The sequence below is a fragment of the Paraburkholderia terricola genome (assembly GCF_003330825.1).
GTDB lineage: Bacteria > Pseudomonadota > Gammaproteobacteria > Burkholderiales > Burkholderiaceae > Paraburkholderia > Paraburkholderia terricola.
Window position 1 is genome coordinate 2,935,600 of record NZ_CP024942.1, and the last position, 23,677, is coordinate 2,959,276.

20 protein-coding genes are annotated in these 23,677 nt (G+C 63.4%); 8 read left to right on the plus strand and 12 right to left on the minus strand.

The genetic code is table 11. The annotated features are described in order from the left end of the window. Window positions 1–61 precede the first annotated feature (61 nt). Together CUJ90_RS31740 and purU are read left to right on the plus strand one after the other, a co-directional pair. Window positions 62–976 (plus strand): choline sulfate utilization transcriptional regulator, encoded by a 915-nt coding sequence (locus tag CUJ90_RS31740; RefSeq protein WP_114164615.1) that lies wholly within the window; start codon window positions 62–64, stop codon window positions 974–976. 126 nt (window positions 977–1,102) lie between these two features. After that, entirely contained in the window at window positions 1,103–1,978 is an 876-nt protein-coding gene (purU, locus tag CUJ90_RS31745; protein ID WP_073431106.1) for a formyltetrahydrofolate deformylase, read from the plus strand. 94 nt (window positions 1,979–2,072) lie between these two features. Here purU and CUJ90_RS31750 read toward each other — a convergent pair whose 3' ends face one another. The 10 genes from CUJ90_RS31750 to CUJ90_RS31795 all read right to left on the minus strand — a co-directional run bounded on the left by CUJ90_RS31750 (window position 2,073) and on the right by CUJ90_RS31795 (window position 14,559). Continuing rightward, complete coding sequence (locus tag CUJ90_RS31750) at window positions 2,073–2,930, minus strand: glycine betaine ABC transporter substrate-binding protein (protein ID WP_073431160.1); 858 nt, start codon at window positions 2,928–2,930, stop codon at window positions 2,073–2,075. Window positions 2,931–3,068: 138 nt separating this feature from the next. After that, complete coding sequence (locus tag CUJ90_RS31755; protein ID WP_073431107.1) at window positions 3,069–4,307, minus strand: FAD-binding oxidoreductase; 1,239 nt, start codon at window positions 4,305–4,307, stop codon at window positions 3,069–3,071. A 33-nt stretch (window positions 4,308–4,340) separates the two neighbouring features. Beyond that, window positions 4,341–5,654, minus strand: a complete 1,314-nt coding sequence (locus CUJ90_RS31760; RefSeq protein ID WP_073431108.1) for an aromatic ring-hydroxylating oxygenase subunit alpha — start codon at window positions 5,652–5,654, stop codon at window positions 4,341–4,343. 73 nt (window positions 5,655–5,727) lie between these two features. After that, window positions 5,728–6,513: a drug:proton antiporter gene (locus CUJ90_RS31765; RefSeq protein WP_073431109.1), complete on the minus strand. Its 786-nt coding sequence runs from the start codon at window positions 6,511–6,513 to the stop codon at window positions 5,728–5,730. After that, entirely contained in the window at window positions 6,510–7,694 is a 1,185-nt protein-coding gene (locus CUJ90_RS31770; protein WP_073431110.1) for an electron transfer flavoprotein subunit alpha/FixB family protein, read from the minus strand. The genes CUJ90_RS31765 and CUJ90_RS31770 overlap by 4 nt, the downstream gene beginning before the upstream one ends. Window positions 7,695–7,698: 4 nt before the next feature. After that, complete coding sequence (locus tag CUJ90_RS31775; RefSeq protein ID WP_073431111.1) at window positions 7,699–9,612, minus strand: (Fe-S)-binding protein; 1,914 nt, start codon at window positions 9,610–9,612, stop codon at window positions 7,699–7,701. 2 nt (window positions 9,613–9,614) lie between these two features. Beyond that, the gene (locus CUJ90_RS31780) at window positions 9,615–11,678 is read right to left on the minus strand and encodes an NADH:flavin oxidoreductase (RefSeq protein ID WP_073431112.1); all 2,064 of its coding nucleotides are present in this window, start codon (window positions 11,676–11,678) and stop codon (window positions 9,615–9,617) included. Between the two features lie 35 nt (window positions 11,679–11,713). Continuing rightward, window positions 11,714–12,250 carry a DUF5943 domain-containing protein gene (locus tag CUJ90_RS31785; protein ID WP_073431113.1) on the minus strand — a complete coding sequence of 179 codons (537 nt, stop codon included), beginning with the start codon at window positions 12,248–12,250 and terminating at the stop codon, window positions 11,714–11,716. Window positions 12,251–12,294: 44 nt separating this feature from the next. Continuing rightward, entirely contained in the window at window positions 12,295–13,266 is a 972-nt protein-coding gene (locus tag CUJ90_RS31790) for a dipeptidase (RefSeq protein ID WP_073431114.1), read from the minus strand. 18 nt (window positions 13,267–13,284) lie between these two features. Continuing rightward, window positions 13,285–14,559 carry a serine hydroxymethyltransferase gene (locus CUJ90_RS31795; RefSeq protein WP_073431115.1) on the minus strand — a complete coding sequence of 425 codons (1,275 nt, stop codon included), beginning with the start codon at window positions 14,557–14,559 and terminating at the stop codon, window positions 13,285–13,287. Window positions 14,560–15,015: 456 nt separating this feature from the next. On the opposite strand from CUJ90_RS31795, the gene CUJ90_RS31800 reads away from it, so the two are divergent. After that, complete coding sequence (locus CUJ90_RS31800) at window positions 15,016–16,011, plus strand: GlxA family transcriptional regulator (protein WP_073431116.1); 996 nt, start codon at window positions 15,016–15,018, stop codon at window positions 16,009–16,011. A 23-nt stretch (window positions 16,012–16,034) separates the two neighbouring features. Here the strand turns inward: CUJ90_RS31800 and CUJ90_RS31805 are convergent, their stop codons facing one another. Beyond that, a complete protein-coding gene (locus CUJ90_RS31805; RefSeq protein ID WP_073431117.1) occupies window positions 16,035–17,348 on the minus strand; it encodes an MFS transporter in 1,314 nt (437 codons plus the stop codon). A 387-nt stretch (window positions 17,349–17,735) separates the two neighbouring features. Further along, entirely contained in the window at window positions 17,736–18,935 is a 1,200-nt protein-coding gene (gene fdhA / locus CUJ90_RS31810) for a formaldehyde dehydrogenase, glutathione-independent (RefSeq protein ID WP_073431118.1), read from the minus strand. 272 nt (window positions 18,936–19,207) lie between these two features. On the opposite strand from fdhA, the gene betI reads away from it, so the two are divergent. The 5 genes from betI to CUJ90_RS31835 all read left to right on the plus strand — a co-directional run bounded on the left by betI (window position 19,208) and on the right by CUJ90_RS31835 (window position 23,647). Next, entirely contained in the window at window positions 19,208–19,795 is a 588-nt protein-coding gene (gene betI / locus CUJ90_RS31815; RefSeq protein WP_114164616.1) for a transcriptional regulator BetI, read from the plus strand. Window positions 19,796–19,823: 28 nt separating this feature from the next. Then, a complete protein-coding gene (betB, locus tag CUJ90_RS31820) occupies window positions 19,824–21,293 on the plus strand; it encodes a betaine-aldehyde dehydrogenase (RefSeq protein WP_114164617.1) in 1,470 nt (489 codons plus the stop codon). Window positions 21,294–21,305: 12 nt separating this feature from the next. Beyond that, window positions 21,306–22,991, plus strand: coding sequence for a choline dehydrogenase (betA, locus tag CUJ90_RS31825; RefSeq protein ID WP_073431121.1), 1,686 nt, complete (start codon window positions 21,306–21,308; stop codon window positions 22,989–22,991). Window positions 22,992–23,069: 78 nt separating this feature from the next. After that, complete coding sequence (locus tag CUJ90_RS31830; protein ID WP_073431122.1) at window positions 23,070–23,288, plus strand: ribbon-helix-helix protein, CopG family; 219 nt, start codon at window positions 23,070–23,072, stop codon at window positions 23,286–23,288. Beyond that, window positions 23,282–23,647, plus strand: a complete 366-nt coding sequence (locus CUJ90_RS31835; RefSeq protein ID WP_114164618.1) for a type II toxin-antitoxin system VapC family toxin — start codon at window positions 23,282–23,284, stop codon at window positions 23,645–23,647. Before CUJ90_RS31830 ends, CUJ90_RS31835 begins: the two co-directional genes overlap by 7 nt. Window positions 23,648–23,677: the final 30 nt, after the last annotated feature.

Here is a 23,677-nt window from a genome sequence, read left to right on the forward strand (position 1 = left end):
ATTGCCGTCCAATTCGCCGCTGTGAAGACGGCAAATCGTTATGTGCCTATAAGGGGGCGTTATGTCGAGGCAGGATCGCTTGCCGCCGATGCAGGCGTTGACGATGTTCGAATCGGCCGCGCGGCTCGCCAGCTTCACGGCGGCCGCTCGCGAGTTGGGTTCGACGCAGCCGGCGGTGAGTCAGCGCGTCGTGCAGCTCGAAGAAGCGCTCGGCGCGCCGCTCTTCGAGCGCGGCCACCGCGGCGTCACACTGACCGAGGACGGCGTGCGTCTCTTCGAAGCCGTGCACGACGCGCTCGACACGATCCGCGCAGCCACCGCCGAGATTCGCGCGCGGCGCACGCCGCAAACGCTCACGCTCTCCACCGATTTCGGCTTCGCCACGTATTGGCTGATGCCGCGCCTGTCGCAATTCAAGGCGTTGATGCCGGACGTCGACGTGAAGATCATCACCTCGCAGAACGTGTTCGACCCATCGCACGAGCAGTCCGACATTGCGATTGCATTCGGCGACGAGAATGCGGATTGGACCGCGCGCGGCGTGGTCAAGCTGTTTCCCGAACGCGTGACGCCCGTGTGCAGTCCCGCGTTTGTCGCGGCGCATCCGTCGTTGCGCACCCCCGCGGACTTGACGAATCTGCCGCTGCTGCATCTCGAACCCACTCAGCCGGCGCGCTGGCTTTCATGGGCCGACTGGTTCGCCGCGCACAGCCTCGACGCGCCCGCCGCGCATCGCGGCATCACGTTCAACAGCTACACGTTGGTGGCTCACGCCGCGATCATGGGTCAGGGCGTCGGGCTCGGCTGGGCGCCGCTCGTCGACGAACTCCTCGCTACCGGCCAACTGGTCGAACTGTTCGATACGCCGCTCGTCACCGGGCGCGGCTATCTGCTCGTCACGCAGCGCACGGCCACGCCGGTCATCAGCGCGTTTCGCCAGTGGCTGCTGGGCGAATGCGGACTCGACGCCGAATGAGCGCCTGACGTTCCCATTCCAGCGCGACGGCGGTTAGCTTCTATCCGCGCGTCCGGTGGATTTGCTCTACTGCGATGATGCATGCCGCGCCCCGCGGCGTCGTCTTATCGTCTATGTGGAGAGCGCATGTCCGCCGATTCCCGTCCCGATCAACTGGTTCTCACCGTCGCGTGTCCGAGCGCGGCGGGCCAGGTTGCCGCCGTTGTCGGCTTTCTCGACCGGCATCATTGCTATATCGACGAACTGACCGTTTTCGACGACGACCTCAGCGAGCGCTTCTTCGTGCGTTGCGTGTTTCATGGCGTCGAGAGTAAGGAGAGCCTGGACATCGCGGCGCTCGAGCGTGAATTCACCGTCATCGCCGAGCGCTTTCAGATGACATGGGCCATGCACGATGTCGGCACGCGGCCGAAGGTGCTCATCATGGTGTCGAAACTCGAACACTGTCTCGCCGACCTGCTATTCCGCTGGCGCATGGGCGAGTTGAAGATGGACATCGTCGGCATCGGCTCGAATCATCGCGACCTCGAACCGCTTGCGCAGCAGCACGGCCTGCCGTTCCATCATCTGCCGATCACCGCCGACACCAAGCCGCAACAGGAGGCGCGCCTGCTCGATCTGTTCGAGACCTCGGGCGCCGAATTGATGATTCTCGCGCGCTACATGCAGATTCTTTCCGGCGAAACGAGCCGCGCGCTCGCGGCGCGGGCGATCAATATCCATCATTCGTTCCTGCCTGGCTTCAAGGGTGCGAAGCCTTATCACCAGGCGCATGCGCGCGGCGTGAAGCTGATCGGCGCAACCGCACATTTCGTGACCGACGATCTCGACGAAGGCCCGATCATCGAGCAGGTGGTGGAGCGCGTCGATCATGCTTACGGCCCGGAGCGGCTGCTCGCCACGGGACGCGACGTCGAATGCATCACGCTGGCGCGAGCGGTGAAGGCGTTTATCGAGCGGCGCGTGTTTATCAACGGCGATCGAACCGTCGTGCTGCAATAAGCAGAGAATAAGCAAAAACGCCGCTAAAAAGCGGCGTTTCCTTTAGAAGTTGCCGCTCGATACAAGCGGCAACCGTTTCACAAGAGCAGAGCGATCACTTCACCCAACTGTCCACGCGATCGCCATGCGCGCTGATCCATGCATCGGCGGCGGCGGTCGGCTTCTCGCCGTTTTGCGTCGCCAGCATCACGCTGTCGATCTCGCCCGGCTTCCATTGAAACTTCTTCAGGAACGCGACGACCGGCGGCGCTTTCTTTTCGAGTTCCGGATTCACGACGCTATCCACGTGCTCCGCTTCACCGAATACTTTCTTCGGGTCTTCGAGGAATTTGAGCTTGTACTTCGCGAACATCCAGTGCGGTTTCCAGCCGGTCACGATGATCGGCTTGCTCGCCGCTTCCGAGCGTGCCAGTTCGGCGGTCATCGCGCTGCCCGAACTCGGCATCAACGTATAGTTCAGCCCATACGCCTTGATCGCTTCGCTGGTTTTCTGCATCACGCCCGCGCCCGCGTCGATACCGACAATGCGCGCGCCGAATTCCGCCTTCTTCGCTTCCAGATCGCCCACGGTCTTCACGTCGGCATTCTCCGGCACGATCAGGCCGATCTTCGCGTCGTTGAAGTTCGGGCCGAGGTCGACCACCTTCTCCTTGAAGTTGTTCCAGTACGCACCGTGCGTGACCGGCAGCCACGCGGAGAGCGTCGCGTCCAGATCGCCGCGCGCCACGCCTTGCCACATCACGCCGGCCGCGACCGGCACGAGTTGCACCTGATAACCGAGGCGTTTTTCGATCACGCGCGCGGCCACGTTGGACGTCGCCACGCTGTCGTCCCAGCCTTCCACGTAACCGATCTTGATGGTCGGCTTCGTATCGGCCGACACGCTAACGCTGCTTGCCGCCAGCGCCGCGCTCAAGGTACTCAACACCAATATCTTTTTGATCAGTCTCATCGCCATCTCCCGTTCGCCGTCCAAAAAACAACCCATTGAGCATTTAGAATCGCCAGCCAGAAAGGCCGGGTAACGTTGTTTTCCGACATGCAGTTGTCCGCATGCGACCTCGCCCGAAATCCGGGTCCGATTCTTGTCTTACTTATCGACGACGAGATCGCTGAGCGGCTTGCTGCAGCACAGCAGCACCATGCCCTGGTCGATCTCACGCTGACGAATCCCGCCCGCGTGTTTCATCGCGACTTCACCCGACACCAGCTTCACCTTGCACGTGCCGCACATGCCCTGCGTGCACGATGCGGGCAGCCGAACGCCGGCTTTCTTCGCCGCATCCAGCACATGCTGACCGCTGCCGCATTCGATCTCGCGATGGCTTTTGGCAAAGCTCACCTTGAATTTCGTGTCCGTCGACTCGACCGGCGCGGGCGCAAAACCCGGCGCCTCTGCGCGCATTTCGGCAAAGCTCTCCGCGGTAGCGGGAACCGTGGCACTGGCTGTCTGCAACGCATCCGCGACATGCGCGGTCGTCAATTCGGCGGCGACCTCGCTCACCGTCTCGAACGAAAAGCTTTCCTCGTGATAATGGCTGCGATCGAATCCGCCCTCGTCCAGCAAATTGCGCACGGCCTGCATATACGGCGCGGGCCCGCAAGTGAAGATCTCGCGTTCGAGGAAATCCGGCGCGATCAGCTTGAGCAGCGGCAGCGTAAGAAAGCCGGTCACGCCAGGCCAATTCGTGCGCGCGCCGAGCCGTTCGCACACGAACGCCGTGCGGAAATGCGCCTGATTCGAGGCAATCAGATCGAGCTCGCGCGCGAAAATGATGTCGTCCGGCGTGCGCGCGCTGTGCACGAATACGATGTCGCTGTCCTGACCCAGTTCGTGATGCGCGCGGCTCATCGACATCAACGGCGTGATACCCGAGCCCGCCGACAAAAACAGAAACTTGCGCGCCGGATGCCGCGCGCAGGTGAATTCGCCGGAAGGCCCAAGCACGCGTACCTGCGAACCCGCATGCAGGTTGTCGTGCAGCCAGTTCGACACCTTGCCGCCCGGCACCCGCTTCACGGTGATCGAAATCGTATGCGGTCGCGTTGGCGGCGACGAAATCGTGTAGCAGCGATTCACCGCCTCGCCGTCGATCTCCAGTTCGAGCGTGATGAACTGCCCCGGCTCGAACACGAACGCGCGTTCCGACGGCGCGCGAAAGAAAAAGCTTTTGACGTCGTGCGTTTCCTGGCGGACCTGGCAGCACACCAGCGTGTCGTCGGTATCGCTGTTCCAACGCGCCGGCAGCGTCTCCCAGAACCGCGGTTGCGTCACGCGGTTGGGAGCCGGCTCGGTCCTGAGCTGAAACGTCGCCTGATCGCGCATCATTGTTTTCTCCCGCTCCTGGTTGCGGTATTGCGCTCAGCGCTTGAACGACACGACTTTTTCGCCGTGCGGTAGCGGCGCGGTACTGCCCGCGTCGCTGGTTTGGGGTGCGTTGTCGTAATCGGCAATGCGGCCGATGTACCACTCGCAGAACTTCTCGACCAGGCCCTCGGTGAACGGCGAATACGGACCCGGCTCGTAGGCGCTGCTCGTCGCGCCGCGCTGTGAGTATTCGACGAGCGCGCGGTCCTGATCGTTCGTCGCGCGCCACACGGCCGTGAGGTTGTTCACGTCGTAGTCGATGCCCTCGCGCGCGTCCTTGTGCACGAGCCACTTGGTGCGCACGAGCGTCTTGCCGGCGGACAGCGGAATCACCGAGAAGCTCACGATATGGTCGCTCATGAAGTGATGCCATGAATTCGGCTGCGTCCAGAACGACAGGCCGCCGAGGTCGGCTTGCTCGAAACCGCCGAGCAGTTTCTTCGAGGCGACTTTCGCGTCGAGTGTCTGCGATTCGCCGTCGCGATCGAGCGGCAAGCGTTGCGTGCGGAAACCCGTGACGAGATCGGCGAGCCGTTCGATTTCCGCCGAAGGCAGATTCATCGCCTCCCACTGCGCGGTGCGGCGCGCCACGGTTTCCTCGAACGCGGCCATGCCTTCCTCGTTGGCCGGCGTGCGCTGATAGCCGAAGCCGTATTCATAGAGCGAAATCGTCAACTCGGGATGGTTCGCGACGCAGTGATAGCACTCGCGGTTGTTCTCCATCGTGAGCTTCCAGTTGCCTTCCTCGATGATGTCGATCGACGCCGCGATCTTGCAGCTCGGCAGATCGTGCGGCAGCAGATACGGTTCCATCGCGGCGCGCACCACGGCGAAGTCGGCCGGCGGATGTTCCGCGAGGCAAATGAAAATCAGGCCCGCGAGGTTTTCGAGGTGCACGGACTTCAGGCTGTGCTTGCAGCGGTCGAACTGATCGCCCATGTGCTCGGCGTACATCAGATCGCCGGTCAGGCTATACGTCCAGCTGTGATACGGGCAGACGATATTGCCGAGCGAACCTTTCTCGCTGTTGCACAGCCGCGACCCGCGGTGGCGGCAGACGTTGTGAAACGCCCTCACCTGCATGTCGTCGTCGCGCACGATCAGGATCGAATCGTGACCGATTTCCACCGTGATGTAGTCGCCCGGTTCCGGCACATCCGGCTCCACTGCGACCTGAATCCAGTGCTGGCGGAAGATCGCGTCCATGTCGAGCGCGAAAATATCCTCGCTCGTATAGAACGGCGCTTCCAGCGTGTGATTCTTCTTGCGGCGTTCGATCATTGCGCGAACGTCTGCGGAAACTTTCATTGTGTGCTCCGTTGCGTATCACGTCTGGTGCCGCGCCAGGCCCTCCTGGTCGCGCGCTGGCCTGAATGAGAAATCAGTAATCCACGAGTTGATGCTCGCGCAAATACGCGAGTATCACTTGTGCTTTTTCGACGGAACTCCCTTCAATTACGACGCTGCCGCCACGGCTTTCGGTCGTCGTTGCCGAGAGCATGCGGGCGTGGCCGGAGCGCTTTTCGGCGGCGGCGAGGCGCACCGGTTTGGCGCTGGCCGGGCGAACTGTCCAGGCGACGGAGTCGGGGTCGCGGGACTTGCTCTCACTACGCGTGGCGACCGGGCGGATCGTGCCTTCACGCAGCCGTGCATACGCATACTTCGGCACGGCGTTGGCCATCGGATGCACCGCGAGCAAGGCAGGCAGTTGCACCTCGACGCGCCGGCGCAAACCCTTCGGCATGAATTGCCGGACTTCGGCGCAACCGTCGCGCAAGGTCAGATCGACCGCCGCGCCGATGAGCGGCATCTCCAGCGCATGAGCGACGCGATACGGCAGCATGCCGCTGTCGAATGCGCCTTCGGCACGCGTGCCGGTCAGCACCAGGTCGTAACCTCGCAGACGCGCGGCAAGCGGCGCGGCGGCGTCGGCCTGAAATTCAGGCGTCGCCGGCAATTCGAGCACTTCGACCGAGCGCGCGCCGAGCGCGAGATATTCGTTGAGCGCCGGATTCGACGGATCGCCCGCGTGCAGCACGTCGAGCGTCGCGTTGTGCGCTTTCGCGAGCGAGAGCGCCATTGTCAGCGCGGCGGCGTCGTTGCGGCTGTAGCGCGCGGCGCCGCTCACCGGATGACGGCCCACGGAAACTAGTACGGCGATCTTCATGCGAGCGCTCCCTCGGCCGGTGCCGTCGAGTTCAATAAGGCCGCGCCGGTTCCGCGCGCCGTGCGCGCCGCGGATGCGGCTTCGTTCAGCGCGGCGATGGTTTCCTGGGCGTCGGCGATCACGGTGAGATTCGCGCGCTTGGCGATCGGCGCGCTGGCGTCGAGATTCACCGCGATCACGTGACGGCAATCCTTGATGCCTTGCAGATGCTGCACCGCGCCCGAAATGCCGAACGCGATATAGACGCTCGCCTCGACCGTCTTGCCCGTCGCGCCGATCTGCTTGTCGCGCGTGAACTTGCCGTCGTCCACGGCCACGCGGCTTGCGCCGATCGCCGCGCCCAAGGTGGACGCGAGACGCTCGAACGCGGGGACGTCGCTCACGCCGTTGCCCGCCGAGACGATGAAATCCGCTTCTTCGAGCGCCAGTTGCGCGGCGTCGATTTCCTCGATGCCGAGATCGCGCACGGCGCCTTTGGACGAAACCGGCTCGCCGTCGACGCGCCACACAACCCGCTCGCCCGCGCCGACAAACGGCAATTTCGGATCGACGGCGTTCGGCGCGAGCAGCACCACTTCGGGCAGCGAGCGCGCGGCGAAAGCGGTATTCGCCCGCACATAAGCCGCGACGTGCGTGGCATCGATCTCCACCACATGCGTTGCGACGCTCGCATTGGCGGCAGCCGCATAGCGGCGGCCGAGGTCGCCGTCGCCGGTCGCGTTGTCGGGCAGGAAAATATGGACCGGCGCATACGCCGCGACGCATGCGGCCAACGCGTTCAATTCGTCGATCGGCGCAAACTTGCGGCGGTCGAACATCGGCAATTCGATCAGCTTATCCACGCCGAGCATGCCGAGCGCGGCGGCCTCGCCGGTGAACTCGCCGAATACCAGCAGCACCACTTCGGTGGTTGTGTCAGCGATCAATGCGGCGGCGGCCAGCGTTTGACGCGCGTGGTCGTCCAATGCGCCGCGGTCCGCATGGGCGGCAACCAGCAACACGCGCTGCGGCGTCGCGCTCGTGCGGCGCGGCTTGGCCTGCTCGCGATGATGGCCCGCCGAGCCAGCCGCCGCGAAGTCCGCCGACCCGGCCACGCCGGTCGCACCGAGCGTGATGCGCCTGAGGCCATCCGCCGTGATGATGAACGGCCGACGCGGATCGATTCGTTTGAGAGTGTTCATCGCGTTACTCCAGCGCCGCTGCAACCAGTTCGGCAACGTCGAGCACTTCAGGACGCGGTCCGACCACGCCTTCGAGCATCGCCGTGCAATTCGGGCAACCCACCGCGACGATTTCCGCGCCGACCGTGCGAGCGTCGTCGATGCGAATGTCGGGAATGCGGCGCTTGCCGGGAATGTCGGTCAACGGCGCACCGCCGCCGCCGCCGCAGCAACGCCCGCGCATGCCGTTGCGCTCCATCTCGACCACCTTGATGCCGATGCTCTTCAGCAAGCGGCGCGGCGCTTCGGTCTCGCCGTTATAGCGGCCCAGGTAGCATGGATCGTGATAGGTGATCTTGCGTTCGGCCAACGCGGCCACCGCGCGCGGCGACAGTTTGCCGCTCGCGACCAGTTCGTCGATCAGCGCCGTGTGATGCTGCACTTCGTAGAAGCCGCCCAGCGCGCGATATTCGTTGCGCAGGCTGTGCAGCACGTGCGGGTCGGCGGTGACGATCTTGCGGAACGAGTACTGCGAAAGCGTGCCGATCAACTGCCGCGCGAGTTGCTGAAAGGTGGCTTCGTCGCCGAGACGCCGGGCCGTGTCGCCGGTATCGGTTTCCACGCCGCCGAGCACCGCGTAGTCGATGCCCGCGCGATTCAACACCTTGACCAGCGCGCGCAGCGTGCGCTGATAACGCATGTCGAACGCGCCTTCGCCGGCGATCAGCAAGACCTCTACGTGACGCCCCGGTTGCGCGACCTGCACTTGCAAATCGACCGCCCAGTCGTAGCGCGCGCCGATGTCGTAACCGTTCGCGCTGCCCGTCTCGCGCAGATTGGCGAGCGTGATCGGCCCCTTGCCCGGCACGTTGCCTTCGACCAGGGTCTGATTGCGCCGCATGTCCACGATCGCGTCGACGTGCTCGATCAGCATCGGGCACTCCTGCACGCAGGCGCGGCAAGTCGTGCACGACCACAGCGTATCCGCTTCGATCAGGCTGGAAATCAGCGGCTTGCCGGGCGCGCCGGCATGCTTGCCGAGCGGAATGCCGGGCGTGGGACTGCCTGCATAGTTGGCGTCCGTGCCGCCCACCATGCCCGTCACCAGATCCTGAATCAGCTTCTTCGGATTGAGCGGCTGGCCGGCGGCGAACGCGGGACACGCCGCCTCGCACTTGCCGCACTGCACGCACGCGTCGAAACTCAGCAACTGGTTCCAGCGAAACTCGACCGGCTTGCCAACGCCGTATTCCTTTGCGTCGAGGAGCGGCGCCTTTAGCGCGGTCGGCGGCACCACGTCGCTATCGTTGCGCTCGGCGAAACGCTCCTGGCGCGGATGAAACGCGAGGTGCAGCAGACCGGCGAGCGCATGCTTCATCGGGCCGCCGCGCGCCGCGCCGAACGTCATCGTGAACGCGCCCGCCGCGATCAGCAACGCGACGACGATCGCGAGCGCACCCGACATCGCCGAAGCCGGCAGCGCGACGAACAGCACGAGACCGAGCGCGAACGAACCGAGCAGCAGCGGCAGATGATCCCAGGGCCCGCGCGAAAGCCGTGCCGGCACCGCCTTCGCGCCATGTCGGCGACGCCAGACGAATACCGCGCCCACCAGCATCACGAGCGCGGCGAGGAAAATCAACCGGTCGAGCCACACGGAGTAAATCGCCAGCCCGTAGTTGACGAACACCAGCGCCATCGCGAGGATCGCGCCGCCCGCGGTGGCGACGTGCGTCCTGGCAATGTACGGGTCGCGCGCGACCACATGGTGCAGATCGACGAAGTAGCGCTTGGGAATCGACAGCAGATTCGCCCAGCCGTAGGCGCCCGCCGCCGTGGCGCGGCCTTCGCGCCAGTAAGCGGCGCGTTTGGCGAGCGCGAACGCGAGGCCGGCCACCGACAGCCACAGCAGGACGGTGATGACAAACACGGGGCTCATCGTCAGAAATCCTTGCAAAGACGCAGCGCGTCGTAGATCGCGCCGTGAATGTTGTGCATGGAAATGCAGTCGCCGACGCGGAACAGCAGGAAGCGGCCGTTGCCGAGTTCTTCGCTCAAGGACGGTTGCGGCTCCGAGGCGAACAGCTTGTGCACGTCCACCTGGCCGCGATTGACCGACTCGGGCTTGAGCGTCCAGTAAAGCTGGTCATTGGGCGTGCTGCCGTTCTCGATCACCACCTGATCGACCGCGCGCTCCTCCTGCTCTTCCGTGTACTCGTTGCGGATCACGGCGATCTTCTTGCCGTCTTCCTCGTAGACCTTGTCGAGCCAGTAATTCGGCGTATGAATCACGCCCTGCGCATAGAGCCGGCGATAGAAAATCGGGAACGTGGTGCCGCCCACGTCGTCGGCGACCTTCACGTCCGGCGTCACGATCTCGACGTTCGAGCCGCGGCTCGACATGAAATCGGCGACGCCCGCGCCGGCGTGCGTGCTCACCCCGTCGTACACGAGCACGTTCTTGCCCGGTTCGACCTTGCCCGACAGCACGTCCCACGAACTTACGGCAAGACCTTCCTCGACGCCCCATGCCGCCACTTGCGACGTGAACGACGAGCCGCCCGTCGCCAGCACGACGATGTCCGGCTGCTCGGCCATGATGGTTTTCTCGTCGGCGGCAACGCCGAGCCGACGATCGACGCCGAGGCGCTTCGTCTCCATATCGAACCAGCGCACGATGCCCGCCATCTGTTCGCGCTGCGGCGCTTTCGCGGCCAGCATGATCTGGCCGCCCACGTAGTCGTTCTTCTCGAACAGCACCACGTCATGACCGCGCGACTTCGCGACGCGCGCCGCTTCCAGTCCCGCCGGACCCGCGCCGACCACGACGACCTTGCGCTTCGGCCCGCGCGTCTTCGCGATCACGTGCGGCATGGTTTCCTCGCGCGAGGTCGCGGCGTTCTGCACGCACAGCACGTCGAGCCCGTTGTACTGACGGTCGATGCAATAATTCGCGCCGACGCACTGCTTGATTTCGTCCTCGCGGCCATCGCGGATCTTGATGACCATGTGCGGATCGGCGATCTGCGCGCGCGTCATGCCGACCAGATCGACCATGCCGCCCGCCAGCAGACGTTCCGCCTGCCCCGCGTCGCGAATGCTTTGCGCGTGCATGACCGGCACCTTCACCACCGACTTGATGCCGGCCGCGAGATGCACGAACGGTTCGGGCGGCAGCGCCATCGGCGGCATGCAGTTCGCGAGCGTATTGTGCGTGTCCGCGCCCGAGCCGATCACGCCGAGGTAGTCGATCAGGCCCGTTTCGCTCATGGCCTGGGCGATTTCCTTCAACTGCTCATGATCGAGCCCGTCTTCATGAAACTCGTCGCCGCACATGCGCAAACCGATGCAGAAATCCGCGCCCACCGCTTCGCGCACCGCCTTCAATACTTCAGTGCCGAAACGTAGACGGTTTTCGAGCGAGCCGCCCCATTCGTCGGTGCGGAAATTCGTGCGCGGGCTCCAGAACTGGTCGATCAGGTGCTGGTGCGCCGCCGAGATTTCGACGCCGTCCATGCCGGCATCTTTCACGCGCTTCGCGGCCGCCGCGAAATCGCTGATGATGCGGCGAATCTCCTCCACTTCGATGATCTTCGCGTTGCCGCGGTGCACCGGCTCGCGCACGCCGGAAGGCGACATCAGATGCGGCCAATGCTCGCCATGAAACGCCGAACGGCGGCCCATGTGCGTGGCCTGAATCATGATCTTCGCGCCATGCCGATGCATCGCCTCGGCGAGCCGCGCGAGCGGATCGATGATCTTGTCGGTGGACAGATTCACCGACTTCCACCAGCCTTGCGGGCTGTCGATCGACACCGGGCTCGAACCGCCGCAGACGGCGAGGCCGACACCGCCCTTCGCCTTCTCCTCGTAGTAACGGATATAACGGTCGCCGGGCAAGCCGCCCGGTTCCGCATAGACCTCCGCGTGCGCGGTGCTGACGATGCGGTTGCGCAAGGTCAACTGGTTCAGCGTGAGAGGCTTGAAAAGGTTCGGGTAACGCATCGCGATCGACCTCGGAATGGATAGGCTCAGGCGTGTTACGAAGCGAGCGGCGACACTTCGAATACGCAATGATCGTGGCCTTCAGCCGCGCATTGCGCTTCCCGCGAATACGAAGGCGGGCCCTTGCGCGCGGCATCCGGCGCGGTGTCGTTGACCCAATCCATCGCGCCCGCGAACCAGCCGGCGAACATGTAGCAAAGCTTGCCTTCCTTGCCCGGCTGCGCGAGCACGAACGACGAATGATGCAATTCGATGCGCGCACGCGAGCTCGACGGATCGGATTCGGTGATCCTGAAGATGCCCCAGCCGCGTTGCGACAGACGGTTCAGGTAATGCTCGAACACCGCCATGCCGGAAATGCCGTGCTGTTTCGCTTCCTTGTCGCACCAGAAATAGGCGGACTTGTAGCCGGCCTTGTAGAGAATCTCGGCATACGTGTCGCGGCCCAGCGCTTCTTCGACGGCGGTGTGATTGTTCGTGAAGAAATGACGCGGCACGTACAGCATCGGCAGCGCGTCGGTGGTCCAGACGCCGGTATTCGGGTCGACGTCGATAGGCAGTTGGGGTTGCATGTGGAGACTCCGTTTTTTATAGAGTGAGGTTCGTTGAGTGGCGCTCAGACTGTCCAGACTTCACCGAACACCCGCACCCAGTTTTCACCCATGATCTTCCTGATGCGCGTCTCGCTCCAACCGGCGCGCTCCATCGCGGCCGTGAGATTCGGGAACTCGCCGATCGTGCGAATGCCCTCCGGATTCACGACCTTGCCGAAGTTGGTCAGTTGGCGATAGCGGCCCTTGTCGTGCGTGATCCAGTCGAAGAACTCGGTGCTGTAGCCTTGCGTGAAGTCCGTGCCGATGCCGACCTGATCTTCGCCGATCAGATTCACCACGTACTCGATTGCCTCGATATAGTCTTCGACGGTCGCATCCGCGCCGCGCTTCAGGAACGGCGCGAACATCGTCACGCCGACGAAGCCGCCCGCATCGGCAATCTCTTTCAGTTGCTCGTCGCTCTTGTTGCGCGGATGTTCTTTCAATCCCGACGGGCAGCAATGCGAGTAGCACACCGGCTTGTTCGAAGCCGCGATCGCTTCCGAGGACGTCTTGCCGCCCACGTGCGAAAGATCGACCATGATGCCGACGCGGTTCATCTCCTGAATCACTTCGCGGCCATAGCCGGACAGACCGCCGTCGCGTTCATAGCAGCCGGTGCCCACCAGGTTTTGCGTGTTGTAGCAAAGCTGCACCACGTTCACGCCGAGATCCTTGAAGGCTTCGATATAGCCGAGGTTGTCCTCGAAAGCGTGCGCGTTCTGGAAGCCGAAAATGATGCCCGTCTTGTTCTCTTTCTTCGCGCGGAAGATGTCGTCGGTGGTACGCACCAGCGTCAGAATCTCTCCGTATTCGCGGATTTGCTGCTTCATCTCGGCGATGTTGTCGACCGTCTTCTGGAAGCTTTCCCAAACCGAGACCGTGCAGTTCACCGCGGTGACGCCGCCCTTGCGCATGTCCTCGAACACCGAGCGCTCGAACTTCGAAATGTTCAGACCGTCGATGATGATGCTGTTGTCGTGCAGAGTGCTCATCGTGTGCTCCAGGCGTTCTCAGTAGATGGGGAAGCGTTCGCACAGCGCGAAAATCTCGCGGCGCACGCGTTGTTCGGTGGCGGCGTCGCCTTCGGGGTGGTCGCGCAGCGCGTCGAGCACCTCGACGATCAGCCGCCCGATTTCGCGGAATTCGCTCACGCCGAAGCCGCGCGTCGTGCCCGCCGGCGTGCCGAGGCGAATGCCGGAAGTGACCGTCGGCTTCTCTGTATCGAACGGAATGCCGTTCTTGTTGCAGGTAATGCCGGCGCGCTCCAGCGCCTGCTCGACCTGGTTGCCCTTGAGACCCTTCGGGCGCAGATCGACCAGCAGCAGATGGTTGTCGGTGCCGCCCGTCACCAGATCGACGCCGCCTGCCTTCAACACTTCGCCGAGCGCCTGCGCGTTGGCGAGCACGCTGTCGATATAAGTCTTGAAGCCGGGTTGCAGCGCCTCGCCGAACGCCACCGCCTTGCCTGCGATCACGTGCATCAGCGGGCCGCCTTGCAAGCCGGGGAACACCGCGGAGTTGATCTTTTTGGCGATGTCTTCGTCATTCGTCAGGACAAAGCCGCCGCGCGGGCCGCGCAACGTCTTGTGCGTGGTCGAGGTGACCACGTGCGCATGGTCGACCGGATTCTGGTGACGCCCCGCCGCGATCACGCCGGCAATGTGCGCCATGTCCACCATCAACTTCGCGCCCACGCCATCGGCAATCGCGCGCAGCCGTGCGAAATCGAGCGCGCGCGGATAAGCCGAGAAGCCGGCGATCAACAGAGCCGGTTTATGCTGCTGTGCGAGTTCCTCGATCTGCTCGTAATCGATCAGCATCGTGTCGCGATTGACGCCATACTGCACCGCGTTGAACCACTTGCCCGACATTGCCGGCTTCGCGCCGTGCGTGAGGTGGCCGCCCGCGTCGAGCGACATGCCGAGCACCGTGTCGCCCGGCTTCACCAGCGCGAGCATCACCGCGCCGTTGGCCTGCGCGCCGGAATGCGGCTGCACGTTGGCGAATTTCGCGTTGAAGAGTTGCTTGATGCGATCGAGCGCAAGCGTCTCGATCACGTCCACGTATTCGCAACCGCCGTAGTAACGCTTGCCCGGATAGCCTTCCGCATACTTGTTGGTCAGCACCGAGCCTTGCGCTTCGAGCACCGCGCGCGACACGATGTTTTCCGACGCGATCAACTCGACTTGCGACTGCTGGCGCTCAAGCTCTTTCAAAACAGCGCCGCGCACCGCGGCATCGCGCGTGGCCAGCGATTCTTCGAAGAAGGGATTCGGGTTCGACATGGAAGGGTCCGTGAAGTCGTTGACGGAAAGGCCGGAAAGCGCCGCTCAGTGGATCGTTTGAGCCCTGCCGCCGCCGGTCTGCATTGCGTCTATTCTTGACGTTCGCCCCGCGCGCCAATTTATGAATTCAGACGTGTTCTTTGCCTTTTCCGCCATGCCCGTCCTTTTTTCACAAGTCGGCGCTGACGCGCTTTCTCCGCCGATCTTCGCCGCCCAATCATCAGACGCAGGGCCGGCCTTCGTGCTGCACTGCAACCGATCGCCGCGCGCGGTTCAGGTGCGAAAAACAGGCTCGCGGCTCCGTTGTGGTGCCCCTTGTCGGGCTGTCCAACCTTAACCGGCGGCAACTGAGGGTTTAGCCTGATGGCATGGTAGTTGCACAAATACGCAAAATTGCAGGAGTCGCCGCTCCCCACGGCGACGCGACACTATAGATTCGAAGGAATCATTCCTCCCATGGCCACCGACCGCACGGCATCGTTGTCGCATTTCGCATTCATGCCGGTTCCGAACTTCACGATGATCGCTTTCACCAACGCGATCGAAGTCCTGCGCATGGCGAACTACCTGAGCGGACAGACGCTTTACCGCTGGTCGATCGTGAGTCCCGAAGGCGGACCGGTCACGGCGAGCAACGGCCTCTCGGTCGATACGGGGCCGGTGGAATGCGTCGGCCAGCCCGATATCGTGTTCGTGATCGGCGGCATCGACGTGCAGCGCGCCACCACGCCCGCCCATCTTTCCGCGTTGCGCCGCTTTGCCCGCACGGGCAGCGTGCTCGGCAGCCTGTGCACCGGCACTTATGCGCTCGCGCGCGCCGGCTTGCTGGCCGGTTATGCCTGCGCGATTCACTGGGAGAACATGTCGGCGCTCAAGGAGGAGTTTCCCGACACGCGCTTTCTGAAAGAACTGTTCGTGATCGACCGCGATCGGGTCACCTGCACGGGCGGCGTGGCGCCGCTCGACATGATGCTGAACCTGATCGCGCCGCGCGTGGGTACGGCGCGCGTCACGCAGATCGCCGAGCAGTTCATCGTCGAACATGTGCGCGACACCAGCGCGCAACAGAAAATGCCGCTGGTCGCGCGGCTAGGTTCGGCCAACAAGTCGCTCTTCGAAGTGATCTCGCTGATGGAGAACAACATCGAAGAGCCGCTTTCGCGCGAGGAACTCGCGCGCCTCGCCGGCATGTCGCAGCGGCAATTGCAGCGGCTCTTTCGCGAGCATCTCGGGATGACGCCGACGCATTACTATCTGACGCTGCGTTTGCGGCGCGCCCGCGAACTGCTGCTGCAAACCGACATGTCGATCATGCATATCACGATGGCTTGCGGCTTCCAGTCGGCTTGCCACTTCTCGAAGAGCTATCGCGACGCGTTCGGCACCGCGCCGACGCGCGAGCGTCGCAAGCAGGCGCCTTCGCTTGCGGTAGTGCCTGTGATGGCGGCCTGATTCTTCGAGCGTTCAGGTCGGGTTCACATTTCCGAGCCGACGCCGGGCGTCGCGACGGGATCAGCGGCATCAGCGGTATCGGCGGTATCGGCGGTATCGCCAACGGTAAGCGGCTCGATTCTGCCGACGATCACGAGATAACTGAGCGCACCCAGCAGGCAAGAGCCGCCTGCCACACACAGTGGCACCTTGAACGAACCATTCGTCAACGCGACCATGAAACCGGTGAATGTCGTAATGACGATGCCCGCGAGATTCGACGCGAAGTTCTGGATTCCGCCGATCGATGCAACGTGATCCGGCGTCGGCGCCACGTCGTTGGGCAGCGACAGCACACTGGCCGCGGCGAACGCGAGACTGCCATAGGCGACGCTGAAAAACGCGAGCACCAGATAGATGTTCGTCGTAAAGGCGGACAGCGTAATGACCGACGAGAGCAGCATTCCACCGACCATGCAGGATTTGCGCGCGGCCGTCAGACTCCAGCCGCGCCGGACCAGTGAATCGGACACGAAGCCGCCCAGCCAACCGGAAGGGATCGCGACGAGCGCGGGAATCATGCCGAGCGTGCCGAGCGACTTCAGCGAGAAACGGTGCGTCTGGACCAGATAGCTCGGAAACCACGTGATAAAAAAGTAAATCACGAAGTTCAGGCAGAAGAAGCCGAGCATCATTCCCCACAGCGTGCGATGGGTGAAGAGCGAACGCCAGGTGATTTTCCTACGCTTGGCGGCTCCCGATTGCACAGACGAATCGACCGCGCCGGCGCGATGTGCGCGTGAAGGATCGCGATAAATCAGCAACCATCCGACGACCCACACGAAGCCCAACGCGCCCGTGATGACAAAGGCGGCCTTCCAGCCGAAAGAACCGATGATCAACGCGACGACCGGAATCGAAAGCGCGGAGCCGACCCGGGAGCCGCTGTCGTAAATGGCGGTGGCGAAAGCGCGTTGCCGGGGCTCGAACCATTGCGACACAAGCTTCACGCAAGACGGATACGCGCCGGCTTCACCGGCGCCCAGCATCAACCGGCAGCCGAACATTCCCGCGATGCCGGTCGGCACTGCCGTCAGCATGGTGAACAGCGACCACCAGCCCACGGCGAGAGGCAGTGCGATGCGCGCGCCGACGCGGTCGACGAACCAGCCGAACGGCATCTGCATGAGCGCGTAGGTCCAGAAGAACCCGCTCAATACAAGGCCCATTTCAGTCGGGCCTAGGCCTAGCGCGCGCTGAATCTGCGGCGCGGCGACCGCAAGATTCGCGCGGTCGACGTAGTTCACCAGATTGGCCAGAAAGCAGAGAAAAATCACGGTCCAACGTGTGTTGCTCATCAATGCTCTCGTGGCAGAAGCGGGATTTTTTCGTTGCGCTGTGGCTGACGAATAGCGCGCTTTGAACCGAACAGGTCGCGCGCGAGCGACCATCCGGCGCGACACGCGGCGAAAGGATAGCAGAGGTGAGCGGTTGATCGCCCGACATTCTGGCGCGTGGGCACAGTTCGGGCTGGTGAGAGGTGGAGTGCTTGGCGCTCGGAGAGAGCGACGGATGAGTGCGACGCAGCGAAAGCATCCGCGCGCGTCAATTTCCCGGCATTGCATGCACGGACGCGCCGGCCTTCATACCGTCTGCGATTGCCTGCGATTGCGCACGGCAATTGGACGAGCGGGACCGCGAACGATGCGATCCCGCCAGCCCGCTTTATGTTGCCTGATGCTGCTTTACGCCGCTTTCAACAACCCATGCGGGTCGATCACAAACTTGCGCGGCGCGCCGCCGTCGAACTGCCGGTAACCATCGGGCGCCTGATCGAGCGACACCACCGTCACGTTGACGATATCCGCGATCGGCAAGCGGTCCCACAAGATCGCCTGCATCAGATTGTGGTTGTACTTCATCACCGGCGTTTGCCCGGTATGGAACGAATGCGACTTGGCCCAGCCGAGACCGAAGCGGATGCTCAGACTGCCCTTGCGCGCGGCGGCGTCGGCGGCGCCCGGATCGTCCGTGACGTACAGGCCCGGAATGCCGATCGCGCCCGCGGCCCGCGTGATTTCCATCAGCGAATTGAGCACCGTGGCCGGCGCTTCCTCATGCGAGCCGCTGCTGCCGTGGCCGTGCGCCTCGAAGCCGACACAGTCCACCGCGCAGTCCACCTCCGGCTTGCCGAGAATCTGTTCGATCTGTTCGCCGAGCGTGGCGTCTTTGGACAGGTCGATCGTCTCGAAGCCCATCTTGCGCGCATGCGCGAGGCGCGCCTCGTTCATGTCGCCGACGATCGTGCAGGCCGCGCCCAGCAGGCGCGCCGACGCGGCCGCCGCCATGCCCACCGGCCCCGCGCCCGCGATATAAACGGTGGCGCCGGGCTTCACGCCCGCCATCACCGCGCCGTGATAGCCGGTCGGCAGAATGTCGGAAAGGCACGTGAGGTCGCGGATTTTCGACATCGCCTGCGCGCGGTCGGGGAATTTCAGCAGATTGAAGTCGGCGTACGGCACCATCACGTATTCGGCCTGGCCGCCGATCCAGCCGCCCATGTCGACGTAGCCATACGCGCCGCCCGCGCGCGACGGATTCACGTTCAGGCACACGCCGGTGTGCTGCGCCTTGCAGGTCGGGCAGCGTCCGCAGGCAACGTTGAACGGCACGGAAACGAGATCGCCGATGCTCAGCGTCTCGACGTCGCGGCCGATTTCGATCACCTCGCCGGTAATCTCGTGACCGAGCACGAGGCCGACCTCGGCGGTCGTCCGGCCGCGCACCATATGCTGGTCGGAGCCGCAAATATTCGTGCTTACCACCTTGAGGATCACGCCGTGGCCGATCGCCCGGCCACGTGGATCGACCATCTTCGGATAGTCGATCGACTGCACTTCCACCTTGCCCTGCCCCAGATACACGACGCCGCGATTGCTGCTCATTGTCTGTCTCCATGTCTTGTGAGCGGCGTGCGAGACCGTCTGCAACACGCCGTTCAACGAGCGTAGCGCCCGCTGAGCCACGGACATGTACTGAACGCGACATGGGTTTGGCCGAAACCGACACGCGCGGCGCAACCGCCGTCCACGCTGATGCAACCCGGTTTTTATTGATTGACCGTTCAATATAAAAAACCTAACATGGCCCATCGAATCCACGGCCGGCGACCGGGTTTAGCCGCCCTTGGCCATCTGAAGCCCGCCCCAACAGCACCATGCCCAAACTTGGAATGCGCGAAGTCCGCCGCGCTCAACTGATCGACGCGACCTTGCTCACCATCGACCAGACCGGTCTCGCCGGCGCGACGCTCGCCTCGGTCGCGCAGCGCGCGAGTACTTCCACCGGCATCGTCAGCCACTATTTCGGCGACAAGGACGGCTTGCTCGAAGCCACCATGCGCCATGTGCTGCGCGATCTGTGGCAAGCCACATCGCGCCGGCGCCGCGCGGCGAAAGCCGATCCGCGCTCCAAACTACGCGCGGTGGTGGGCGCGAATTTCGACGCCGAGCAGACCAGCGGTCCGGTCATGAAAACGTGGCTCGCTTTCTGGTCCGAAAGCATGCACAAGCCGCAGTTGCGGCGGCTGCAATACGTGAACACACGGCGCCTGAATTCGAACCTGTACGCGGATTTTTCGCAGGCGCTGCCGCGTGCGGCGGCGCGGCGCGCGGCAAGCGGCCTGGCGGCGTTGATCGACGGCTTATGGCTGCGCGGCGCGTTGTCGGGCGAACCGTTCGATACGAAGGCGGCGCTGCGCCTCGCGAACGAATACATCGATCTGGTTTTGCAGGCACGCAGCTAGGCCGGCGACATTTTTAAAGGAGCAAGTCATGGCGGTATTCGCAACGCAACGTCTTTATATCGGCGGCGCCTACGTCGACGCAACCGGCGGAGAAACCTTCGACACGTTCGACCCCGCCACTGGCGAAACGCTCGCCACGGTGCAGCAGGCAACGGCGGCCGACGTCGATCGCGCGGTGCGATCCGCGCGCGACGGTCAGCGTGAATGGGCCGCGCTCACGGCGATGCAGCGCTCGCGCATTCTGCGCCGCGCGGTCGAGCTTCTGCGCGAGCGCAACGACGAGCTCGCCGCGCTCGAAACGCGCGACACCGGCAAGCCGATTGCCGAGACGCTGGCGGTCGATATCGTGACCGGCGCGGACGTGATCGAGTATTACGCCGGCCTTGCCACCGCGATCGAAGGACAACAGATTCCGTTGCGCCCGTCGTCGTTCGTTTATACGCGGCGCGAGCCGCTCGGCGTATGCGCGGGCATCGGCGCATGGAATTACCCGATCCAGATCGCGTGCTGGAAGTCGGCGCCCGCGCTGGCGGCCGGCAATGCGATGATCTTCAAGCCGAGCGAAATCACGCCGCTGTCGGCGCTGAAGCTCGCTGAGATTTACACCGAAGCCGGCGTGCCGGCGGGCGTATTCAACGTCGTGCAAGGCGATGGGCGCGTGGGCGCGATGCTAGCCGCGCATCCCGACATCGAGAAGATTTCGTTCACGGGCGGCGTCGAAACCGGCAAGAAGGTAATGTCGCTGGCGGGCGCATCGTCGCTGAAGGAAGTGACGATGGAACTCGGCGGCAAGTCGCCGCTGCTCGTGTTCGACGACGCCAATCTCGAACGCGCCGCCGACATCGCGATGAGCGCCAACTTCTTCAGTTCCGGCCAGGTTTGCACCAACGGCACGCGGGTTTTCGTGCAACGCGGCGTGCTCGAACAGTTCGAAGCGCTCGTGCTGCAACGCGTGAAACGCATTCGCGTGGGCGCGCCCACCGACGCTGACACCAACTTCGGCCCACTCGTGAGCGCCGCCCAATTGCAGAAAGTGCTCGGCTACATCGAGAGCGGCGTACAGGAAGGCGCGCGATTGATGGCGGGCGGCAAGCGCATTTCCGAAGGGCATTTCGGCAATGGCCAATACGTCGAGCCCACGGTGTTTACCGGCTGCCATGACGACATGCGCATCGTGCGTGAGGAAATCTTCGGCCCGGTGATGAGCATCCTCGCGTTCGACGAAGAGGACGAAGCAATCGCGCGTGCGAACAAGACCGCTTACGGTCTCGCCGCCGGCGTGGTGACGGAGAACCTGTCCCGCGCGCATCGCGTGATTCATCAACTGGAAGCCGGCATCTGCTGGATCAACACATGGGGCGAGTCGCCCGCGGAAATGCCGGTGGGCGGCTACAAGCAATCGGGCGTCGGCCGCGAGAACGGCATCACCACGCTCGAGCACTACACGCGCATCAAGTCCGTGCAGGTCGAACTCGGCCCGTATCAACCCGTGTTCTGAGGAGTGGCGGAGATGGCTTCGAACGAATACGACTACATCATCGTCGGCGCGGGTTCGGCGGGCAACGTGCTCGCCTCGCGCCTGACCGAGGACGCGGACGCGACCGTGCTGCTGCTCGAAGCAGGCGGTCCCGATTACCGCTTCGACTTTCGCACGCAGATGCCCGCCGCGCTCGCGTATCCGCTGCAAGGGCGGCGCTACAACTGGGCGTATGAGACCGACCCCGAGCCGCACATGAACAACCGTCGCATGGAATGCGGCCGCGGCAAGGGGCTCGGCGGGTCGTCGCTGATCAACGGCATGTGCTACATACGCGGCAATGCGCTCGATTACGATGGCTGGGCGACGCGTCCCGGTCTGGAAAACTGGACCTACCTCGATTGCCTGCCCTACTTCCGCAAGGCCGAAACGCGCGATGTCGGCGCGAACGCGTATCACGGCGGCGACGGTCCCGTGCATGTGACCACGAGCAAGCCGGGCAATAATCCTCTGTTCGCCGCGATGGTCGAGGCCGGCGTGCAAGCGGGCTTTCCGCGCACCGACGATCTGAACGGCTATCAGCAGGAAGGCTTCGGGCCGATGGATCGCACCGTCACCGCGAATGGCCGGCGTGCGAGCACGGCGCGCGGCTATCTGGATCGCGCGAAGGCGCGGCCGAATCTGACGATCGTCACGCATGCCATGACCGATCGCGTGTTGTTCTCGGGCAAGCGCGCGGTCGGCGTCGCGTATCTGCATCACGGGAACGCGGTGAATGCGCATGCGCGCCGCGAAGTGCTGGTGTGCAGCGGCGCGATTGCGTCGCCGCAATTACTGCAGCGCTCGGGCGTGGGACGCTCTACATGGCTGCGCGAACTAGATGTTCCGCTCGTGCATGATCTGCCGGGTGTCGGTGAAAATCTGCAGGACCATCTGGAGATGTATATCCAGTACGAATGCAAGGAACCGGTGTCGCTGTACCCCGCGCTGCAGTGGTGGAATCAGCCGGCGATCGGACTCGAATGGATGCTCAACGGCACGGGCATCGGCGCGAGCAACCAGTTCGAGGCGGGCGGCTTCATCCGCACTCGCGACGACGACTTGTGGCCGAACATCCAGTATCACTTTCTGCCGGTGGCGATCAACTACAACGGTTCGAATGCGATCAGGATGCACGGCTTCCAGGCGCACGTCGGTTCGATGCGCTCGCCGAGCCGTGGCCGTGTGAAGCTCACGTCACGCGATCCGGCCGCGCATCCAGGCATCCTGTTCAACTACATGGCCGATCCGCTCGACTGGCGCGAGTTCCGCGACGGCATTCGCATCACGCGCGAGATCATGCGGCAACCGGCGCTCGACCGTTATCGCGGCCGCGAACTGAATCCGGGCGCCGATTTGACGACCGACGAACAGCTCGACGCCTTCGTGCGGATGCGTGCGGAAACCGCGTTTCATCCGTCGTGTTCGTGCAAGATGGGTTACGACGACATGGCCGTGGTCGACAGCGAGGGGCGCGTGCATGGCATGGAAGCGCTGCGCGTGGTCGATGCATCGATCATGCCGCAAATCACCACCGGCAATCTGAACGCGCCGACCATCATGCTCGCGGAGAAAATCGCGGACCGGATTCGCGGCCGCGAAGCGTTGGCGCGAGTGGAGACGCCGTATTTCGTGGCGAATGGGGTGGTGGCGCGGAAACGGGAGGGGGTGGCGGTTTGACGGGAACCCGGTGACGCAGGACTCTGCAAAATCTCGCTGGTTGATATATGATATGTATATATCGAAAGGGAGGCATTAATGAGCCGGATTCTGATTGATCTGCCCGATTCGCAGGTTGAAGAACTGGCATTGCTCGTAGAGTCGGAGCAACGCCCTCGCGCCGCGGTTATTCGCGACGCAATCGAGGCGTATATCGCCCAGCATAAGCGCGTGCTGGGAAATGACGTTTTCGGACTGTGGAAAAACAGAAAAGTCGATGGCCTTGAGTACCAGCGAGAATTGCGCTCGGAATGGTAAAAGCTCTTTTCGACACAAACATCCTGATCGACTATCTCGGCGGCGTCGGCGGAGCGAAGAAAGAGCTTGCGCGCTATGAGTATCGAGCGATCAGCATCATCACATGGATGGAAGTTCTTGTTGGGGCAACCCCGGAAGACGAAGCCTCGATTCGCGGATGGCTTGGCTCGTTCGACGTGATTGCGCTGGACAGCACAATTGCAAACCGTGCGGTTGAGATTCGCAAACAGAAGCGCATCCGTCTGCCCGACGCGATTGTTTGGGCGTCGGCGCAGGTGAATTCCTTGCTGCTGGTATCGCGCAATGTCAAGGACTTTCCTGCGAACGAACCCGGCGTTCGAGTGCCTTACAAAATCTAACCACCCGGCGATTCCAGAAAGCCCCAAGGC

Bases quoted from the DNA above. Each gene is read 5' to 3' on its own strand.
- CUJ90_RS31740 (WP_114164615.1), top strand. From the start codon at position 62: ATGTCGAGGCAGGATCGCTTGCCGCCGATGCAGGCGTTGACGATGTTC.
- purU (WP_073431106.1), top strand. From the start codon at position 1,103: ATGTCCGCCGATTCCCGTCCCGATCAACTGGTTCTCACCGTCGCGTGT.
- CUJ90_RS31750 (WP_073431160.1), bottom strand. From the start codon at position 2,930: ATGAGACTGATCAAAAAGATATTGGTGTTGAGTACCTTGAGCGCGGCG.
- CUJ90_RS31755 (WP_073431107.1), bottom strand. From the start codon at position 4,307: ATGATGCGCGATCAGGCGACGTTTCAGCTCAGGACCGAGCCGGCTCCC.
- CUJ90_RS31760 (WP_073431108.1), bottom strand. From the start codon at position 5,654: ATGAAAGTTTCCGCAGACGTTCGCGCAATGATCGAACGCCGCAAGAAG.
- CUJ90_RS31765 (WP_073431109.1), bottom strand. From the start codon at position 6,513: ATGAAGATCGCCGTACTAGTTTCCGTGGGCCGTCATCCGGTGAGCGGC.
- CUJ90_RS31770 (WP_073431110.1), bottom strand. From the start codon at position 7,694: ATGAACACTCTCAAACGAATCGATCCGCGTCGGCCGTTCATCATCACG.
- CUJ90_RS31775 (WP_073431111.1), bottom strand. From the start codon at position 9,612: ATGAGCCCCGTGTTTGTCATCACCGTCCTGCTGTGGCTGTCGGTGGCC.
- CUJ90_RS31780 (WP_073431112.1), bottom strand. From the start codon at position 11,678: ATGCGTTACCCGAACCTTTTCAAGCCTCTCACGCTGAACCAGTTGACC.
- CUJ90_RS31785 (WP_073431113.1), bottom strand. From the start codon at position 12,250: ATGCAACCCCAACTGCCTATCGACGTCGACCCGAATACCGGCGTCTGG.
- CUJ90_RS31790 (WP_073431114.1), bottom strand. From the start codon at position 13,266: ATGAGCACTCTGCACGACAACAGCATCATCATCGACGGTCTGAACATT.
- CUJ90_RS31795 (WP_073431115.1), bottom strand. From the start codon at position 14,559: ATGTCGAACCCGAATCCCTTCTTCGAAGAATCGCTGGCCACGCGCGAT.
- CUJ90_RS31800 (WP_073431116.1), top strand. From the start codon at position 15,016: ATGGCCACCGACCGCACGGCATCGTTGTCGCATTTCGCATTCATGCCG.
- CUJ90_RS31805 (WP_073431117.1), bottom strand. From the start codon at position 17,348: ATGAGCAACACACGTTGGACCGTGATTTTTCTCTGCTTTCTGGCCAAT.
- fdhA (WP_073431118.1), bottom strand. From the start codon at position 18,935: ATGAGCAGCAATCGCGGCGTCGTGTATCTGGGGCAGGGCAAGGTGGAA.
- betI (WP_114164616.1), top strand. From the start codon at position 19,208: ATGCCCAAACTTGGAATGCGCGAAGTCCGCCGCGCTCAACTGATCGAC.
- betB (WP_114164617.1), top strand. From the start codon at position 19,824: ATGGCGGTATTCGCAACGCAACGTCTTTATATCGGCGGCGCCTACGTC.
- betA (WP_073431121.1), top strand. From the start codon at position 21,306: ATGGCTTCGAACGAATACGACTACATCATCGTCGGCGCGGGTTCGGCG.
- CUJ90_RS31830 (WP_073431122.1), top strand. From the start codon at position 23,070: ATGAGCCGGATTCTGATTGATCTGCCCGATTCGCAGGTTGAAGAACTG.
- CUJ90_RS31835 (WP_114164618.1), top strand. From the start codon at position 23,282: ATGGTAAAAGCTCTTTTCGACACAAACATCCTGATCGACTATCTCGGC.